Annotated in this window: 13 protein-coding genes and 3 other annotated features (1 of these 16 cut by a window edge); of the genes, 5 read left to right on the top strand and 8 right to left on the bottom strand. The window is 33.7% G+C overall.

The window, feature by feature from the left end; genetic code table 11:
* Nucleotides 1–100, bottom strand: a binding site (T-box leader); it reaches 149 nt to the left of the window's first position.
* Nucleotides 101–253: 153 nt separating this feature from the next.
* On the top strand, nucleotides 254–1180 hold the full coding sequence (locus U860_RS0116085; RefSeq protein ID WP_025149362.1) for an ABC transporter permease subunit: 927 nt from the start codon (nucleotides 254–256) through the stop codon (nucleotides 1178–1180).
* Nucleotides 1173–2144, top strand: coding sequence for a peptide ABC transporter permease (locus tag U860_RS0116080; RefSeq protein ID WP_025149361.1), 972 nt, complete (start codon nucleotides 1173–1175; stop codon nucleotides 2142–2144). The genes U860_RS0116085 and U860_RS0116080 overlap by 8 nt, the downstream gene beginning before the upstream one ends.
* Before the next feature lie 34 nt (nucleotides 2145–2178).
* Here U860_RS0116080 and aspS read toward each other — a convergent pair whose 3' ends face one another.
* Both aspS and murF read right to left on the bottom strand, forming a co-directional pair.
* A complete protein-coding gene (gene aspS / locus U860_RS0116075) occupies nucleotides 2179–3477 on the bottom strand; it encodes an aspartate--tRNA(Asn) ligase (protein WP_025149360.1) in 1299 nt (432 codons plus the stop codon).
* A 105-nt stretch (nucleotides 3478–3582) separates the two neighbouring features.
* Nucleotides 3583–3795: a binding site (T-box leader), on the bottom strand.
* A 68-nt stretch (nucleotides 3796–3863) separates the two neighbouring features.
* The gene (gene murF / locus U860_RS0116070) at nucleotides 3864–5231 is read right to left on the bottom strand and encodes a UDP-N-acetylmuramoyl-tripeptide--D-alanyl-D-alanine ligase (protein ID WP_025149359.1); all 1368 of its coding nucleotides are present in this window, start codon (nucleotides 5229–5231) and stop codon (nucleotides 3864–3866) included.
* 80 nt (nucleotides 5232–5311) lie between these two features.
* On the opposite strand from murF, the gene U860_RS0116065 reads away from it, so the two are divergent.
* Nucleotides 5312–5791, top strand: a complete 480-nt coding sequence (locus U860_RS0116065) for a hypothetical protein (RefSeq protein ID WP_025149358.1) — start codon at nucleotides 5312–5314, stop codon at nucleotides 5789–5791.
* Nucleotides 5792–5896: 105 nt separating this feature from the next.
* Here the strand turns inward: U860_RS0116065 and U860_RS0116060 are convergent, their stop codons facing one another.
* Complete coding sequence (locus tag U860_RS0116060) at nucleotides 5897–7408, bottom strand: M36 family metallopeptidase (RefSeq protein ID WP_025149357.1); 1512 nt, start codon at nucleotides 7406–7408, stop codon at nucleotides 5897–5899.
* A 328-nt stretch (nucleotides 7409–7736) separates the two neighbouring features.
* On the opposite strand from U860_RS0116060, the gene U860_RS0116055 reads away from it, so the two are divergent.
* Nucleotides 7737–8333, top strand: a complete 597-nt coding sequence (locus U860_RS0116055) for a TetR/AcrR family transcriptional regulator (protein ID WP_025149356.1) — start codon at nucleotides 7737–7739, stop codon at nucleotides 8331–8333.
* Complete coding sequence (locus tag U860_RS0116050; RefSeq protein ID WP_025149355.1) at nucleotides 8323–9408, top strand: heparan-alpha-glucosaminide N-acetyltransferase domain-containing protein; 1086 nt, start codon at nucleotides 8323–8325, stop codon at nucleotides 9406–9408. The genes U860_RS0116055 and U860_RS0116050 overlap by 11 nt, the downstream gene beginning before the upstream one ends.
* A 54-nt stretch (nucleotides 9409–9462) precedes the next feature.
* On the opposite strand, the gene ileS is transcribed toward U860_RS0116050, so the two are convergent.
* The 5 genes from ileS to U860_RS33480 form a co-directional block, all read right to left on the bottom strand.
* Nucleotides 9463–12564, bottom strand: a complete 3102-nt coding sequence (gene ileS / locus U860_RS0116045; RefSeq protein ID WP_025149354.1) for an isoleucine--tRNA ligase — start codon at nucleotides 12562–12564, stop codon at nucleotides 9463–9465.
* A gap of 54 nt (nucleotides 12565–12618) precedes the next feature.
* Nucleotides 12619–12857: a binding site (T-box leader), on the bottom strand.
* A 98-nt stretch (nucleotides 12858–12955) separates the two neighbouring features.
* Nucleotides 12956–17158 carry a bacteriocin-processing peptidase family protein gene (locus U860_RS0116040; protein ID WP_025149353.1) on the bottom strand — a complete coding sequence of 1401 codons (4203 nt, stop codon included), beginning with the start codon at nucleotides 17156–17158 and terminating at the stop codon, nucleotides 12956–12958.
* Between the two features lie 506 nt (nucleotides 17159–17664).
* Entirely contained in the window at nucleotides 17665–18549 is an 885-nt protein-coding gene (locus U860_RS0116035) for a class I SAM-dependent methyltransferase (RefSeq protein ID WP_025149352.1), read from the bottom strand.
* A gap of 225 nt (nucleotides 18550–18774) precedes the next feature.
* The gene (locus U860_RS0116030) at nucleotides 18775–18993 is read right to left on the bottom strand and encodes a hypothetical protein (protein WP_025149351.1); all 219 of its coding nucleotides are present in this window, start codon (nucleotides 18991–18993) and stop codon (nucleotides 18775–18777) included.
* A 29-nt stretch (nucleotides 18994–19022) separates the two neighbouring features.
* Nucleotides 19023–19352, bottom strand: a complete 330-nt coding sequence (locus U860_RS33480) for a DUF2085 domain-containing protein (RefSeq protein ID WP_081806753.1) — start codon at nucleotides 19350–19352, stop codon at nucleotides 19023–19025.
* Nucleotides 19353–19411: the final 59 nt, after the last annotated feature.

Here is a 19411-nt window from a genome sequence, read left to right as displayed (position 1 = left end):
TGCTCCTAGGCGAGTTCAGGATGTCATTTGACTATGTCGCACCAACCCATAGCTCTCTGCACAAATACATGACCTTACTACTCCTATTCAACACATTTTAATATTTAGAATATATTTTCTTTTGAAATTAATATGAAGTATATCGTTTATATTTGTTACTGTCAAGATATATATTACTTTTTTGTCGAAAAGGATTTTTATAAATTCTCATAGAAAATATTTACAAATATAAATTGTAAGGAGAAAATACATTATGTCATATTTAAAGAATGGATGTTTTTTTATTATCCGCTCATTTTTCATCATCTTTGGTATTATTGCGATTTGTTCTTTGCCACAATTGTTTTTTGGTAAATCTCCAAATTCATCAAATTCACTAGCAATGCAACCAACACCAACTTTACAATTTAATTTGAGTAACTATTTAGATTCGATATTAAATGTAATCTCTTCTTTATTTCACCCTACAACAATTACTTACAAAATCAGCAATGCAGGGATTCAATCACCGGATCGAGACCTATTTCCATACTTACTAGAATCATATAACCATACATTAATTATTATGATTTGCGCTTTTCTTATTGCCGTACTCCTCTCTACTACTTTTACAATTCTTACATTTTACTTTCCAAAACACATTCAAACTATTATTCTTAAAATTTTGCACGTACTAGAGGCGTTGCCAGACTTATTTTTCGTCGTTTGTGTACAGCTATTTGTCATTTGGATTTATAAAAATACAAATTTTCTCGTTACGGTACCTTTTTCTACAATGCAAGAAAAAACATATTTGTTACCCATATTAACATTAAGCATTTTGCCGATTATTTTCTTATACAAAATCAGTCTACTAAATTATAAAGATGAGCTACAAAAGGATTATGTTAATGTTGCAGTCGCAAAAGGATTAAAACCGTTTTACATTTTATATAAACACGTACTCATCAACGCTCTATTATCTATTTTTTATAATGCTAAATCTATTTTTTTATTTATGATTTCCAATATGATTGTACTTGAGTATTTATTTAACTCATATGGATTGTTTAAATTTTTAATTATGCATCAAACACCGGAAATTGTTACAATCAGCATTTTACTTTTAACGATTCCATTTTATCTCTCCTTTGAACTATTAAAACGTATTTTACCAAGAAGAAGGGATTTACATGTTTAAAAAGGTAGTTTTTAATATACGATTTTTAATCGGTCTTTTTATTTTAGTAATTATTATTGTTGCAAGTTATATTACTAAAGAAAAAATGGACTCAGGAAAAATCCAACCTGTTCCTGCTTTTCAATACATTGACGATAAACTAGTTAGTACTGCTCCAGCACCGCCCTCTTTTTCTCATCCTCTCGGTGTTGATAAAGAGGGGAATGACGTTTTAATCTGGACTCTTTATGATGCAAAAACGCCAATATTTTATGCAGTGATTATTAGTCTTTTCCGGATCGTCTTTTCACTTATATTCGGTGTTCTTCATGCATACTTTTATCGATACGTACGCTTTTTGGATATTCTATTTGAAACATTCCAATACATCCCTACTACCTTATTAGCAATTTTTTTATTATCACCTGTAATGTTTGTATCTCCAGATGAAGAACACCTTTGGCTTTCTTATATGATTTCAGTTTTGATTTTTATTAGTGTACCTAATTTAGTACAACTTTTCAGTAATGAAATTCGTTTATTACTACAAAATGAATTTGTGACAAGTTCTAAAACATTAGGAGGTGGGGTTTTTCACATTTGTAAGATCCATTTAAAACCCTTTCTTACGCCAAAAATTTTCATTTGGATTAATCAACAAATGCTGCAAACTTTAGTTTTATTACTGCATTTAGCACTATTTCAAACCATTTCATTTAACGTTGCTGGTACACTTGTTTTACTTGGTCACAATCATCAGTTTTTAAATGTTTTACCTTGGGTAGCATTCGGTCCCGTTTTATTTTTCACTATCGTTATTTTAGCTGTATACATGATGTTATCCGGAATGCAAATTGCACTAAAAAATGAAATGGTTCATATCGATAACTCACTTTTATTAAGTGTATTATCGAAAGGCAAAAGAGAAAGAAAGAGAAAATATTTTTCCCTCTTCAAACAAAATGTAAAAATGAAAGAACAGTAAAAAAAATCTTCGCGATTATCGCGAAGATTCTTTTTTATGGTGTAAGGCGCGTACAATCTCTCGGAAAAGCGCTCGCCTCTCGTACGTTTGTTAATTCTAAAAATTTATACACAACTCTCTCTAATCCAATTCCGAATCCGCCATGCGGTGGACATCCGTATCGAAACGTATTTAAATAAGATTGGAATTGCTCTGGATGCAATCCTTTTTCTTTAAAAGAAGCAAGTAACATATCATAATGATGAATTCTCTGTGCCCCTGATGTTATTTCTAATCCTTTATATAGTAAGTCAAATGAATCAGTAATAGATGGATTCTCTTTATTCGGCATCGTATACATTGGTCTCGCTTCTTTCGGATAATGTGTAATGAAAACAAATTCACTATTATATGTTTCCTTTACATATTTCCCTAGTAACTTTTCACCTTCTGTATCTAAATCCCCTACAGGGGATTCTTTTCGATACTTCATTTTTAAAATTTCTTGTGCTTCTGATAATGTGATTTTAGGAATTTCTGCAATGACAGGTACTGTTATTTGTAATAGTTGTAGTTCTTTCTCACATGTTTCTCCTACTTGTTGAAACATGTATCGTAACACATCTGTCTCTAATTGCATCACTTCATGAAAATCATGAATAAATCCAACCTCTACGTCTAACGATATATATTCATTTAAATGTCGTGAAGAGTTATGATGTTCAGCCCGGTACACAGGAGCAATTTCAAAAACACGTTCTAAGCCTCCTGCTACCATCATTTGCTTATAGAACTGTGGTGATTGTGCTAAATAAGCTTCTTTTTGGAAGTATGGAAGCTTGAAAACATTTGCTCCTCCTTCTGCCCCTTGTGAGACAATTTTCGGAGTAAATATACGTGTGAAATCGTTCTCTACTAGAAATTCACTAAAGCTTTGAACGAGTGTAGATTTCACTTTAAAAATCGCCGCGATTCGTTCATGTCTTAATGATAATACCCGCTCATTCAACAGTTGATCTAAGCCGACTTGTAGCTTCTTTTTATTTATTTCAAATGGAAGTGATTCTGCACCATTTAATACTTTTATTTCATGTGCAAGTAGTTCAACGCCTAATTCTGTTTTCGTTGTCTCTACTATTTCACCAACAACTTGAACGACACTTTCAACATCTACTTTATATCCAGCTAACTCGTTTCCTAATACACATTGAATAACTCCCGTACGGTCCCTTAATAATAAAAAACTAACATTCCCTAAATGACGAATCTTTTTTGCCCATCCTTGTAGTAATACAACCTTCCCGCTACGCTCTGTACATTCTCGCGTGAGTGAACGCTTCATTATTTGATCCATTATATTTCCCTCCAATAGTTTTATGTTTATTTACATTATTGTTGTCATCGTCATCATCCATGGTCACTCACCCCCTTTAAAAGAATACAAAAATCCGCCCCTATAAATAGGGACGGATTTTTTCCGCGGTACCACCCAAATTGTCATACTGACCATCTTAGTCCTGATAACGGTAGGTACCGTTTGCTTTTACTAATTATCACGTTCAAAGCAACACTCACAGGTGTCTTTCCATCATGCGGTATCGCAATCTTCCCAGCAACCGATTGCTCTCTGTAGACCCTTGCATCATGTACTTTTCCTGATCATCACTTTTTATATTTACAGAGTATTCTATCTCTTCGCTTTATAAAACGCAAGCCTTTTTTTCAATATGTTCTGATTTTTCACATCCATCTTTGCACAATCTCCTCTAAAGCCATTCCCCGAGAGCCTTTCAATAATACAATATCCTTTTCATTTATTATTTCTAAAATCTTCGCTGCTATTTCATCTTTATTTTGAAATGATTGCACTTGATTTTTAGGATAGTTCTTCTTTGCTTCTTCCGCTATCATCATTGAAAGCTTACCATACGTAAAAACGTATTGAATTTTCTCTGGACTTAACATTCTTCCGATTTCTCTATGATATACCTCAGCTTCATTTCCTAACTCCAACATATCCCCAATTACAATGATTTTTTTCTCATAAGTATTTAACTTCTCTAATGTTTCAATTGCTGCTGTCATTGAAGATGGACTCGCATTCCATGCATCATTAATAATCGTAAAGCCTGATTTTGCAGATAAAAATTGAAAGCGCATGTCTGTAATGTTTATTTGTCTTAACGCCCGCTTTATTTTCTCTGTGGGCACATTATAAAATTGACCTATAGCTATTCCGATGATTGCATTTAATATATTATGCTTCCCATGCAAAGAGACGTCATACTGTACTTTTTTTGATTCATTTAATTTGAAATGACTACCATATTCATTTAATCGTACATTCGTAGGATAAAGATCATTGGTATCCTTTTCACCAAATGACTTATATTCTATACCTAGCATTTTATTATTTTGAGAAAGTAATGGCTCATCACCATTATATAAAAATAAACATTTTTCTTTGAATCCGTCTATAATTTCTAATTTAGCATTCGCAATTCCTTCTCTCGATCCAAGCGTTTCTAAGTGAGACTGTCCAATCATTGTAATTATCGCTACATCCGGCTGCGCTATATTTGATAACTTTCGAATTTGCCCTTCTTCACTCATTCCCATTTCTAGTATTAAAAACTCCGTATCTCGTTTCATTTCTAAAATCGTTAACGGCAATCCAATTTGACTATTTAAATTACCTTTCGTTTTATGTACGTTATAGGTTGTACTTAAAATCGTCCCTATTATATCTTTTACTGTTGTCTTTCCATTACTACCAGTAATTCCGATTACTTTCACATTAAGTTCATTTCGGTAAAATCGTGCTAATTGTTGTAGCGCGAATAGCGTGTCATCTACAAATATAATCGGTATTCCTTTTGGTGGATCACCGTGAGATTTTTTCCATAAGCACGCAACTGCTCCATTCCTCATTGCCTCTTGTACGTAATCATGCCCATCTTTTACACGTATAATTGGTACAAACAAATTTTCCTCTTGAGTTTTTTTAGAATCAATTGACACTCCCACTGCAACTAATTTATAAAACAACTCATGTAGCCCTTCACCATCTACTACTTCTTCAAGTTCTTTCAAACTAATTTGAATCACACTATCACCTTTTCTATTTTATTACATAAATTTAATTTTTTTACACATATTAATATAAATTTTATAGCGGAGGTGTGCATATGAGAAAAACGATTAGTTTCTTTTTCCTATTGTTATGCATAGTTGCAGTTAATGAAACGTATGCTTATTCCCCAAACTCTTTACCAGTCTCTCAAAACTCTAATCAATGGCAAGTGAATATTGATGAAGTGAAAAAAACGGGTGAAAAATTGTTGCAGCCTAAAAAAGGTGTATTTCAAACATATCATTTCTCTGTAAAAAATCTTGGGAAAAGCGAAGTATATAACGTACAAGTTGAAGTCTTCCGCAATGAACCAAATACGAAAACAAAATATGAACTCTTTTCCCTAAAAGAAAGTCGTCTAGCAAGCGGAAAAACTGGATTTGAACACGCTAATTTCCCTGTTGCTACAAAAGCCGATAAGGTTGACGTTATCATTACGTGGCAAGAACATCCTTTCCGCTCTATGAGAAACGGTCAAAAAGTTGAAGCTAGAAAGTTTAAAGAGCATTTTGTTTTTAAAGAAGCGACAAAGTAAACTTGTTGATATATTTACATTATCGCCGATATAAATAAATTTTCTAGTACCGGTCCTTAAACAAATCAAAAACGTCGTGGCTTATAAATGCCACGACGTTTTATATTAATTCGTACTAATTCCTCTCGCCGTCCAAATACGATCAATTTCAGCTGCGTGTTGTCCGCCGTATAAAAGAGCATCTGCTTGCTTAATCGCTTTTGCTCCATCACGGAATTTCGCATTTGGTGTTAATGACCAATGTGATTGTAAAATAATTTTTGTTGCTACATCACGTCCAAAAGCTTGTGCCATTTCGTATTGACCTTGAGCCCAAATTTCCCCATCATCGTGTACTTCATTTGTTATATCTTTTGGATATACTTTATTATTATCTAATCGGCGTAAGCACGTTGGATCTGAACTAGAGTAAGCAGTCGCATCCCATTCTCCAATGCATGCTTTTCCGTAACCCGTCGTTGATACCGCATCTTCATACGTTGCGCCTAAGAAATCACCAAATCCTTCTCCCATCGCTCCGCCTTCTGCTGAACTTCCGAATCCAGGTACTTGGTTATCTTGAATCGAATGCCCGTATTCATGTGCGATAATGCCAGCATCTTCTGCATCATCTACTCCGCCAGTACCGAAAGTTAAAGCTTTCGTTGATGGAGAATAGAATGAATTATCATCAGTTGTACCATTTACATTCACTTTAATGGAACGATTATTAATATTTTTAAGGCCTAATCCTTGAATGTAACGCTGTAATGTATCGATATGATAATATGACATAACATCTTCAAAACTATCATTTGCACGTGTATAGTTAAATTGTAGATTTGTAGATTTCGTCTTCGCTTTTGAAGAAATCGTGACATACTCCCCAATTAAAAATCCTGTACCATCTAGACCTTTTAAAGTAACTGTTTTTAGTTGATTATTTAACGCTGTAGAATCTGCATCATTATTGTCCTTTAACCCTGCTAAACTACCACTTGATACGACAGGGTTAGGTAAAAATACTTTTCCATTTCCTTCTGCTTTTCGGTTTATATCAACCTTTTTAATTAACTTTCCGTTTTCCGCATCAATAAATGTTTCCCATGCACCAAATGGATTATTAGAATGGACTACAACTTTGTATACTGGGATAGCGATTCCCTCTTCAATAATATATCCGAAGTCTTTCTCTGTAGGAGCCCATAGATTTTGCTCACTTTCTCCTCCAACATACGCCATTGATTTTTGTTCCGCATCTTTTTCACTAATCTTGTTCGTTACTTCCTTCACACCTTTAACAGACTGATAATCAGAAACTGCCAGCACTCCTTTTCCCTCTCCATTAAGAGTAACTGTTATTTGTTTTGAAAATACAGGAGCACCATTGACTACTTGTTGAAACCTAACGTATGAAGCTACTGACGTTTCTGTTGTAGAAATATATTGTAAGTCTGAAAGGTCTGGCTTTAATCCATACTGATCAGCATTCCCTTTTAAATATTCAATTGCCTTTTTCTGTGGTGAATAAGCTTCTAACTTTACTTCCTGTTGTTTTTCAAGTGCTGAAACAGTAGAAATTGTCCCCATTACTAATGGCACAGTCATTGCCATTGCCACCATTTTTTTGTTTAACATAAAACCACTCCCCCTAATAAATTGAAACCTTTATCCCATTCCTATAAGGCTATTACTGTCCACAAGTAACGAAATAAAGTGAATCTACGAGTAATTCTATATGAGCAAATATATTACCTTTACATTTAAGGTGAGTGAAATTTTCTCAATATTTATGTGTAAAACGAGAAAAATAATGTAGAAATATATTTCTTTATTAATTCCCTTAACCATATACTTTTTAAATTAATGTATTAAAAAACAGGCTGTTTTTTACCTAACGGTAGGTTGAAAATATTATTAATGAATGATACGATTTATGTAACCTTTTTTATTAGGAGGATTTATTATGAGCAAAAGTGAAGAAACACTCTCTTCGATAATTGAGGCGAGTTACCGCTTATTCGCTGAGAATGGTATCGCTAAAACAACTTACACGATGATTGCTGAAGAAGTTGGTATCGCCAAACCATCTATTTATTACTACTTTAAATCTAAAGACGCATTAATCGAAGGTATTTTTAATGAATTATGCAAAGCAATGCAATTCTCTTCTTTTTTCCATACAGAAGAGTTTACGTATGAAAATTTTATTGAGAAATGTATTGAAATTGGATTCAAAATGATTGATGAACAACGTAACGATCCTTATTTTAATCGTGTGTTGCAAGAATATGTTTTACTTTCTTCTAGAAACGATATGTACAAAGATCGATTACTAACTGTGCAAACAGAATATTTAAACGGATTTGAATCACTCCTCATAAAAGCAAATGAACTTCAACTCATTCAAAATAAAAATCTAGTTTCAAAAGCTCATATGTTAGCGTTAGTACTTGATAATATCGGAAGTTATATGATGTTTGATATAAATATGGATTATAAACAAATATGGATTGAAGCTGTTAACAGCATATTTGAAAGAAGTGATTCTTATGAAAAGTAAAAAACGAATTATCGGCTTAGATTTTGCTAGAGCTTGGGCGATGTTTGGAATGTTACTAGTTAATTTCATGGTAATAACAGGGGCGGAAGGAAATGGTCCTCCTCTGTTAAAAACCTTTATGTCACTTTTTGAAGGTAGAGCTTCTGCCTTGTTTGTTATACTTGCTGGGATTGGCATAACTTTAATGACTAAGTCATCTGTTGCTAGCCACGAGAAAATAAAAATTAGTAATAGCCGAAAAATGATATGGAAACGATCACTATTCTTATTTATTTTAGGACTATTATTGTACGTAATGGAATGGACGGGGGATATATTACACTACTATGGCGTTTATCTTTTCATTGCTGCATTACTAATTACTGTACGAAGAACTATATTAATATGGCTTTCTATCATTATTCTACTCACTGCACAATATCTCCAACTTACTTTCAATGCCTTCGAAGGATGGGGAGGCTCTACTTCATTTATAAACTATATAGACTTTTGGACAGTAAAAGGATTCCTTCGCAACTTATTCTTTAATGGCTATCACCCTATTTTCCCATGGTTTTCATTCTTCTTAATCGGTATGATAATTGGCAGGTTAGATCTTCATAATATAAAAATTAGACATTGGTTGTTCTTACTCGGTATAACAACAACCGTAATTATAGAGCTATTATCAAAAATATTAACACAGCTATTTATCCCATACATTGGTGAAGAATCATCTACATTTTTGTTTAACACAGGACCCATTTTACCCAATATATTATACGTCGCATCAGCTACAGGATCTGCTATTGCTATATTAATAATTTGCCTCCATCTTGCTGAAAAATATGAAAAGAATTGGTTTATTACGGCCATTGTACAAACAGGACAACTCACATTAACTCATTATGTAAGCCATGTATTTATCGGTATTGGGACATTGATTCTATTAAATAAGATGGAACATCAAACACTACTTTTCGTTTTATTATTTGCTACTGGATTTTTCATTTTCAGTGTATTATTTAGCACTTTATGGAGAAAGAAATTTTCTAGAGGCCCTATCGAATGGATTATGAGAAAATTAGCCGGATAATTTCTCTTCATACAAAAAGGAAGTTGGAATCGTTCATTCCAACTTCCTTTTTATTTAATTAGCTGGGCTCAGTTTGATTCGAACTTTTGTCTCACCTAATGAAAGTTCATCATCTTCTTTCGTTAATGCACGAAACGTAAATTGTTTTACGAGTAAATTTTCTTCTAATAGCCCTTTATAGTTCGTTAATGTATGTTCCAATTCATCTTCTGTATCAAGAACAACATCAACTCGTAAGTTAACCGGTAAATTCAATTGTTTACGATATTCTTGCACTGCTCGAATGAATTCACGAGCCACTCCTTCTTGTAGCAATTCCTCCGTTACATTCGTGTCTAACATAACTGTATACTGTCCATTAGTCGTATTTGAGAATCCTGATTTCGCTACTTTTTCTACTAATACATCTTCAGACGTTACAACTACTTCTTCCCCTGATGCTGCTTGATATGCTGCTCTTTCAGTTGAAACAAAGTTCTGTACTTCTTCTTGCGATAATTGTTTTAGCCACCCGTTTACTGCATTCACATCCTTACCGAACTTCGGTCCCGCTGTTTTAAAATTCAACTTTAATTGATATGATGTGTATTTCGTTTCATCCAGTTCAACATGGAACGCTTTAACATTTAGCTCATCCATTACGATATCACGATAAGATTCCCAATCGATATCATTTTCCTTATGCTCAAGTAATACAAGCTCTGCTAACGGCTGTTTTACTTTCAATGAATGTTGATTGCGATTACTTCTCCCAAGTTCAACAACTTGTAAAACAGCGTCCATTTCTGCTTCTAACTTTGACTGAATAAGTGATTCGTTTACAACCGGATAATCTGCTAAATGAACACTGCTTCCTTCTAAATTTAGATGAATATCCTCAGCTACAAACGGTGTAAATGGTGCGATTAGTTTACTAATTGTAACAAGTACTTCATGTAGAGTTGCATAAGCAGCTGCTTTTTCAGGATTCATTCCTGACTCCCAAAAACGATTGCGTGAACGTCTTACATACCAGTTACTCACTTCATCTACGAGCGCAGCAATTTCACGAGCTGCATTCGTAAATTGATAATCATCTAGTGCAGTTCTTACCTTTCTCGTTGTGCTATGCAATCTTGATAACACCCATTCATCTAATTTCGTACGTTTAACTTCATACTTTTCTTTCGGATTATATCCATCTAAATTTGCATATAAAACATAGAAGCTATACACATTGACTAACGTATCTACAAATTTAGATTTCGCTTCTTGTACTGTTCTTTCAGAAAATCGTTTCGCATTCCACGGAGCACTGTCAACGAGTAAAGCCCACCTTAGTGCGTCGGCACCAAACTTCTCTACTAAATCCACAGGATCAAGTGCGTTACCTTTACTTTTAGACATTTTCTGTCCTTCTTCATCTAATACATGCCCTAATGATAATACTCGTTTATATGGTACTTTCCCTGTATATAGCGCTGATACTGCTAATAAACTATAAAACCAGCCGCGTGTTTGATCAATTCCCTCTGCAATTACATCTGCTGGAAACTGTTCTTCAAACAACTCTTTATTTTCAAACGGGTAATGATATTGCGCAAAAGGCATTGAACCACTATCAAACCAAACATCAATTACTTCTGGTGTTCGATTCATTGTACTTCCACATTTCTCACAGCATACTTGTACTTCATCCACATATGGCTTATGCAATTCTAAATCTTCAGGTGTTTCTTTTGTACTATGCTTTCTTAATTCAGCAATACTTTTCGGTGCGAATTGATGATCGCAGCTTTCACATTCCCATACGTTTAACGGTGTTCCCCAATATCTATTTCGGCTAATATTCCAGTCCACCATATTTTCTAAAAACTTCCCAAAGCGTCCATGCTTCATATGATCTGGATACCACGTGACAGTATCATTATTTTGTAAAAACGTCTCTTTAATCTCAGTTGTTCGAATTAACCAACTTTCTCCTGCATAATAAAGTAACGGCGAATCACAGCGCCAACAATGTGGGTAGCTATGTTCATATTTTTCTTTATGATATAACAAACCTTCTTTAGCTAAATAACGGACAATATCAACGTCACATTCTTTTACAAACTTACCTTTTAGAAATGGTACTGCTTCTGTATACTCACCCTTCTCATCTACAACATGTAAAAATGATAACCCTTCATTTTGAACGACTCTATAATCGTCCTCCCCATATGCTGGAGCGATATGAACGAGTCCCGTACCACTATCTGCAGTAACAAAGTCTGCCGCAATAACACGGTATCCATTTGTAACTTCTTTCATCGGAAACGGTGCTGTATATGAAATATTTAATAATTCTTCTCCTTTATGAACAGACATTACTTCATAATCTTCTTTTAGCACTTCTTGCACACGGTCTTTAGCAACAATATACACTGATTCTTCTTGTTTTGCTTTTACGTATTCCATATTCGGATGTACGGCAAGTGCAACATTCGCTGGGAGCGTCCACGGTGTTGTCGTCCATCCAAGGAAATATTCATTTTCACTATCTTTCACTTTAAACTTAACCGTTGCGCTTAAATCTTTAACCGTTTTGTATCCTTGTGCAACTTCATGTGAACTAAGCGATGTTTGACAGCTTGGACAGTATGGTGAAACTCTATGCCCTTTATATAACAAGCCTTTTTCATGAATTGTTCCTAAAATATGCCATACACTTTCGATATATGGATTCTCTAAAGTAACGTACGGATCATCCATATCTACCCAATATCCAATGCTCTCCGTAAATTCACGCCACTGCTTCTCATATGTGAATACACTCTCTTTACACTTTTGAATAAACGGTTCAATTCCGTATTCTTCGATTTCATGTTTACCTGAAATGCCCAGTTGTTTTTCAACGCCTAATTCTACCGGTAATCCATGTGTATCCCATCCGGCTTTTCTTAATACTTTATATCCAGCCATCGTTTTATATCTCGCTACTAAATCTTTAATCGCCCGCCCAAGTGCATGGCCGACGTGTGGTAATCCGTTCGCTGTTGGTGGCCCTTCATAAAACACAAAAGATTGTGCGCCTTCTCGATTCTGAATTGATTGCTCGAAAATACTTTGTTCATTCCACTGCTTACGAATACGTGTTTCTCTCCCTACAGCTGACTCTTTTACATCTACTTTCTTCATCTACAACCACTCCTTTGAATTTTTTAAAAGCACACAAAAAACCCGTCCCTATGAAATAGGGACGGGTTTACCCGCGTTACCACCCTAATTCTATTAGCTTTTCACTAATAGCACTTAGCAACGTACTAACATACGCGTTCTTTGTAACGGTAGACATCCGTCCGAGCTTACTTTATTCAGCCGCGGCTCCTCGGAGATGATTTTCAAATAATGTCTGAACACCGGCTTTCAGCAATACACCGGCTCTCTGGGGAACAGCTCACTATTTTACTCTTTCTCGTCTTCAGATTTGTATACTTTATTAAAAGTTATTTTATGCCATCTAACAATTAATTGTCAACTAATTCAAAATATATTTTTATTTATATCCTTTTTCACTATTCGTTTACATTTATTTTTCAAATTCTCGCAATCCCGATAAATCTTCATCTTCCTCTGCAAGTTCAGCAAAAAATCCGGTTTCATCTTCACGAAGTACAATTCCAAGTTCTTCTCTTGCCTCTTCATTTCTGCTTAATACAGCTAAGTAACAAGCATGATCATATCTTGCTAACAAGTCAGTAGCATCAATATCTAATATTTCACTTGTTATCTTTTCTGCCTTTATCGTTTGTCCAGCTCTATGATATGAAGATGCTAAAGTAAGAAGAATTGCCGTTTCATTTGGATGATGTATAGTAGCACCTTCTAATAAATGAATCGCATCCTCAAACCTCTCTTGACTTTGGTACATTTCTCCTAAAGCAAGGAATCCTCTACTTACGAATGGCGTTTTCTCAATTAATTGTAAGCAAATTTTTTCTGCTTTTCTTTCTTCTCCATTCTTACATAATACATTCGCTTGTAAAAGAAGCGTATCATAATCATCCGGTAGCTCTCGAACCATTTGTTTCGTTAATTCGAAAGCATCTCGTAACATATCTTCTTCCTCACACTCAATGAAAAGACTTACAAGTTGCTTCGCTACATCATAATCCCACTTATTTTCTAACGACGTTTGTAATACCTCTATCGCTTCTTTATTCATCGCTGCATTCTCGTAAAATATCGCGAAACGCTGCGCTGCCATACTATTTTTTGGGTTTAACTTTAAGGAAATCTCAAATAAATCAATAATAACTGTAATCATTGAAATTTCCTTCGCACGATTTTTCATGCGATAAAATGCTCTTGTAAATATAGATTTTTTCGGTTGCTCATTTTGCTGCCTTTCTACTAATCTTTCGGCAACCGCAGTAGCTGCATAAACAAATGCTGTACTTCTTTCTGCTTTTCTCACCTTTAACGTATGAAGTGCGTCTCTTATTTGGGATAATTTTTTATGTTGCTCCATTGCTTTTACGTACACACCAAATATACGTTCACTTTCCAAATCTTTATGCATTACTTTCAACGCAACTTCGATTGCTTCTGCATTCTGTTTTTTAACAAGTACTTTCGCATAATGATATAGTACTTCCACATGCTCTTCATCTATCTTCATTGCGTATTCGATATATTCTTTTTCTTTATCTATATCATTCATCGCACCAAACACGTATGCAATCGCATCTAAACGCCATATTTCAGAAACTTCTTCCGCTAATTTTTCTAATTCAATTAGCAATTCTTCTTGAAGATTCATTTCTACGGAAAGCTGCGCCAAATATTCCATATTAATATGCAACGGCTCTTCTTTCATCGCCTGTACCATATGACTTTGTTCTTTGAAACGATTCTCTTCTTTTTCATATATTTCAGCAAGCTGTAAATGTACACCTATGAAATTCTCATCCATTTCTAAACATGTTTCATATGCATGCTTCGCTTCTTGAAATTGCCCTAGCGCCATGAATGTTTCACCAATACGGAAATACGGCAATGAATCCTGTTTTTTCTTAAGTGCATCATTATATCGTTTTATCGCCTGATCATACTGTCCAATAGATTCATATAAAACACCAGCGTAACAACCGAATTCAATTACTTCCGTTTTTTCTTTTTCTAACGTTCTTAAAAACGCTATGCCTCGTTGCACAAAAGCTGTGTCTTTTATTCGACTTACATACTCATCTAACACGCTGGATATATTAGCGTATACTCTTCGTATACCGTTCTCTAATTTAGAAAGTGCAAGTTTTAATTCTTTTTCATCCCCGCCTAATGCAATTTCAGCATCCCATAGCACCATGCCAGCATTCATAAGGAAATCTTGATTGTCTTCAAATTGCTTATTGATATTAACAAGATAGTTTTTGGCATCCTCATATTGTTCTTTTGCCATATAAACTTGAATTAAACCGAAATGAGAATATACATCTTCATTATTTTCTTCTAAAGAACGCTTATAAATAGTTTCTGCTTCTTCAAGTTCATCATTTTGAAAATGAACATCTCCTAAACGAACATATAAAGACGCCTGATCCTCACAATTTTGAATTCCTTGTAATAAAATTTCCTTCGCACTATTCCCATCATCCAAATCTGATTCATAGATTTCCGAAAGCTTCGTATATACATACGCTGCCGTTTTATCTAATTGGATCGCCACTTTAAGTCCTTTTACCGCCAAATACACTTTTCCTAAATGCTGAGCACATCTTGCACGTTCATACCATATGTGCGCTTCATATTTATATTCTTTTAATAAATCATTAAAGAATCCATATGCCTCTTCATATCGTTCTAAATCTATTAATATTAAACCGTGATTTACAAGCGTAAACCTTTCTGGACTACGTTCTATAGCTGTTAGAGAATACTCTAGCCCCTTTTCAGATTGATCCATATACATGTATGATAAAGCTAAGAAACTCCACGCAACTGGTTGGTCTGCATCCAATTGTAATGATGAACGAAAACTAGCAATCGCTTCTGCATAATTATCTTGTTCAAAAGAATAACGTCCATTTATAAAATGATATAACGCTTGATTGTTTTTCTTCTCCACACTTTGAAGCATTTGTCCTGCTTTCTTCATATCTTGCAGGCGAATAAAACACTGTGCACTATGCAATTTCACAAAGTCAGAGCTCGGAAACTTCTCCATTAACTTTTCTATACAAAACTGAATAAACTCTTTATCTACTTCAGCATCTAAATGTTTAATTGTATATAACCAAGTGTTTGGATTTTCACTTGTTTCTTTTAAAAATAGTATCAACTTTTCAATTCCCTCTTTATCTTGCTCATCTAAATGATCTGTAAGAGAAAAAATTGATTTAAAATACTTATGTTCTTCCACACTTAAAAAGGAAAGCTGTCCTATTCTATCTTTTGGCGTAAACGTAATAGCTAAACAATCTGTATAACGATATTTTTCTTGCAACTTATCATATTCTACAAGAATCGGTTCTAAGAAATTCGGATCTTGAATATAAAAAGCTTGTAACACATTGTCATAACCAGAAAGTACTTGTACATGGGAAGCGTGATCAATATCTATACTTAATAAAACGGGAATACCTTGATCAAGTAACTTCTTATAATTCTCTTCATTCCCTTTAAAATAACGATACTCGTAACCTAATTCTTCTAAATACGTAACTGTATCTGAAAACTTGGAACCTGTTACATCAAAAATATGCTTTGCAATTTCGTCTTGCGTGCGGTTTTCTCCCCATAATCCTAACATCATTTCCAAACTCGTCGGAACACAATAGTTATCCTTTTGTACAATTGGAACTAACGGTAACCGGACCTTTTTTCCATCCGGATTTTTTTCTATATGATGATATAAAGAATTTTTCAAACTCAATTCTACTTTCAATAGTGCTTGTAACTCTTTAATCTCATTCCTTTTATACAATGCTTCTGCACGTAAATGTATGAAATAAGTTGTGTAAGCGTGATACGAAAGCATTTGATTCATATTATCTATTACCGCTAACATTTCTTCAAAGCGCTCTAAATCTAATAAATATTTCACCTTTTCAAAATGGAAGTATGGTATTTGTGGAAACTTTGCAATCGCATCGTTAATGAGTTGTAATGCTCGCTGCTGTTCTCCTTTATATGCATATAATTGTGCTAGTAAATATGTAGCTAACTCTTCACAATCTTTATGCTGTTGTCCAGCTAAAAGTTGTTCCTCTGCTTTCTCCCACTCACCGGTCTGTATATATAAGTAACCCCATTTATCAAAAACTGCATGTGTGCTATACTTTTCTGCCTTTTGCATATAGGCATATGCCTCTTCATTTCGCTTCATATCTAACAAACATCTAACTAACGTAAAATATGCTTTCGCTAAAACATCAGCATCAGTTTCTTCTTCATTTACCTCTTCCAAAGAATTTTTTAACAATTGTTCTGCATCAAGGATTTTACGCTCATCAATTAACTCATCACAATACAAAGAGAGCGTTCTCATATTTGGGAACTTTTTATAAGTGTAACGAATTAAAAAGGAGCTATATTGATGCATTAACCCTTCATCAGCAAGGCGAATTAATATATCAAACTCTTTAGGTGATGGAACGTTAGAAAGCCAGTTCTTCACGTATGATAATTTATTCGTTTCTTTTATATGTGCAATTTCATTATTTATCTCCTGTAATCCATCTATAAATCTCTTTTCCTTCAAACAAATTTCTAATTGCTTAAAATCTAGCATGCATTCACCTCAAATAATTATTTATACTGCCATTTGCAAGCAGTATTCTAACCTACTTGCTTAGATTTTACACATCATATAGTATGCATTCAACTAAAACCTCATATAATGAACGATATTATTTAATATTATTCAAGTTTGTAACTAAATATCTTAAAAACGATGATTTCTCTCGGCATTTTGTTTAATTTGATGAAATATCGTATAACCTTAAAAAGAGGATCTTGTCTCCTTTTTTGTAGAACATTATTTCAGTAAATGAAATTATATCAGTGATTCGACAAAGAATATCGATTCACCTACAAATTTTGACAATAATAGATACTTCTATTTTATGCGTTAAAGAGAGATTGTCCTGTAGGACAATCTCTCTTTTGTTTCACTTATCAGATTTTAAATCTACAAAAACACCGTAATGATCACTTTGAACTACGCGTGATTAAGTTAATGTTGAATTTTCAAATATTCAAAGTAGCAATTCTCATTATATCCCTACTTTTCTAAAATTAGATTCTTCTCCTTATTTCACCATATGTAATCCTCATACTTGGAGCGTAAACTATAGAAGAGTGTATATGACACGTTTCAAAAAATCGTAGTTCTGCTTCAAATTGAGCTAGCGCTTCATCATATGTTAAGCCCCGACTCATTAAACGGTCTATAAATGGTTGTTTTTTACCTGGATTACTAGCAATCCCCTCTTCTTTTAGAGAATTATATAAACCTTGTTTATCATTTTGATTTATATTAGAATCTAAAAAATTCACTTTATCACTTACTCTACATTCAATATTTTTAACACCTAATTCACTTAAATAAATCGGTATTTTTATACCAATATTGCCATCTTTACCACTTGTTTGCACGTCTCGTTCGAATAACCTCTGTAAAACACCAAGCTGGATGATTTCCGATTGGTTTACTCCACCGAGTACATATGAAGACATATTAGAAATCCAATGTGGTTCAAAACATATTATTTTCCCAACATCCTTAATTGAATTAATCATTTTTTGTAACATCGTTTTAGGTGAATTCATATGTAATAAGAAAGCATGACAGACCGCTATATCGTATTTATTTTTCAATTCATTTTCTGTAGCATCCCCCTCAATAAATTCTGTTTCATATGGGAGTGCACGAAATAACTCTCTCGCTTTAGCTATTAACGTTTCCCCTCTATCAATCCCTGTATACTTTGATCCAACTGGAAGTAAAGGCAACAAGGCCAAGCCTATATAACCATATCCACAACCATAATCAACAATATGTACTGGCTCAGAAATCTTCCAAACTGAATTAACTAGAAAGCTTAAATAATCATCGTTATAATATAAATCTCTCGTATTTCTTAAATACGCTAACTTACTATTCCAATCATACTCTTCCAAGTCTAGCACCCCCTATTATTTACAAAACTATAGTTCTCCATTTAATATATGTATTCCTATGTTTCTAAAAATTTTAGAGATGTTTAGTTCTAATTAAAGCGTTAAATTGTACATGTTCTTTACTCTCCACCTATTTGACAAACTAATTTTGAGAAAAACAAAAAAGATTACATACCTGAAACGATATATAATCCTTTTTATAAAAATATCGAAATAAATAGAAGTTTAGTTAGTACAATCACAATCTGAGCAATCGGTACAATCTATTACGTCACAATCTAAATTTCTCTTTTTTTTGCTTCTTTTTAGATAAAAATATAGTAGTATCATACATAATAAGCAAATAACAAAAGCTATTGTTGCTTCTATATATTTTTCATGAATGATAAAACCAATTCCACTTCCTCCTGATATAAAAATTAGAATTATGTAAATCCAAAACATATAAGTAGCTACCTCCATTTTTATATGGATTATGAAAGAATCCATATAATATTAGATGCAATAAATAGTCCCATACCATTACCGCTTAATAAGCCGGTAGTTACTCTTAGCAAATTTGTACTGTTTCGCAATCTCCACTTTTGGGTGAATCCATCGATTAATAATGGAATTTGAGCAAAAAAGGATAGCATTAATGAGAGACTAAACGAAGGTGTTATTAAAAAGTAAATTAGGAACATACAGAAACCAATAAGCATACCTGTGCATCGTGCACATAAAGGTATGTATTTTTGTAGTTTAAGGAAACTCCTTTCCGGTATTCTATGACAAGGAATATGTAAAATGAAACCTCGAATCAATACGAACCATCCTCTCTAAAAATATTTTAATTGATTTCACAACAAAATTATAGAGTTCT

Source organism: Bacillus sp. H1a (assembly GCF_000633475.1).
GTDB classification, from domain to species: Bacteria; Bacillota; Bacilli; order Bacillales; family Bacillaceae_G; genus Bacillus_A; species Bacillus_A paramycoides.
The sequence above is the reverse complement of the archived record's forward strand: the minus strand, read 5'-3'. Positions and strand labels throughout refer to the sequence as shown.

Bases quoted from the DNA above. Each gene is read 5' to 3' on its own strand.
- U860_RS0116060 (WP_025149357.1), bottom strand. From the start codon at position 7,408: ATGTTAAACAAAAAAATGGTGGCAATGGCAATGACTGTGCCATTAGTA.
- U860_RS0116050 (WP_025149355.1), top strand. From the start codon at position 8,323: ATGAAAAGTAAAAAACGAATTATCGGCTTAGATTTTGCTAGAGCTTGG.
- U860_RS0116085 (WP_025149362.1), top strand. From the start codon at position 254: ATGTCATATTTAAAGAATGGATGTTTTTTTATTATCCGCTCATTTTTC.
- U860_RS0116065 (WP_025149358.1), top strand. From the start codon at position 5,312: ATGAGAAAAACGATTAGTTTCTTTTTCCTATTGTTATGCATAGTTGCA.
- ileS (WP_025149354.1), bottom strand. From the start codon at position 12,564: ATGAAGAAAGTAGATGTAAAAGAGTCAGCTGTAGGGAGAGAAACACGT.
- U860_RS0116080 (WP_025149361.1), top strand. From the start codon at position 1,173: ATGTTTAAAAAGGTAGTTTTTAATATACGATTTTTAATCGGTCTTTTT.
- U860_RS0116055 (WP_025149356.1), top strand. From the start codon at position 7,737: ATGAGCAAAAGTGAAGAAACACTCTCTTCGATAATTGAGGCGAGTTAC.
- aspS (WP_025149360.1), bottom strand. From the start codon at position 3,477: ATGGATCAAATAATGAAGCGTTCACTCACGCGAGAATGTACAGAGCGT.
- U860_RS0116040 (WP_025149353.1), bottom strand. From the start codon at position 17,158: ATGCTAGATTTTAAGCAATTAGAAATTTGTTTGAAGGAAAAGAGATTT.
- U860_RS0116030 (WP_025149351.1), bottom strand. From the start codon at position 18,993: ATGTTTTGGATTTACATAATTCTAATTTTTATATCAGGAGGAAGTGGA.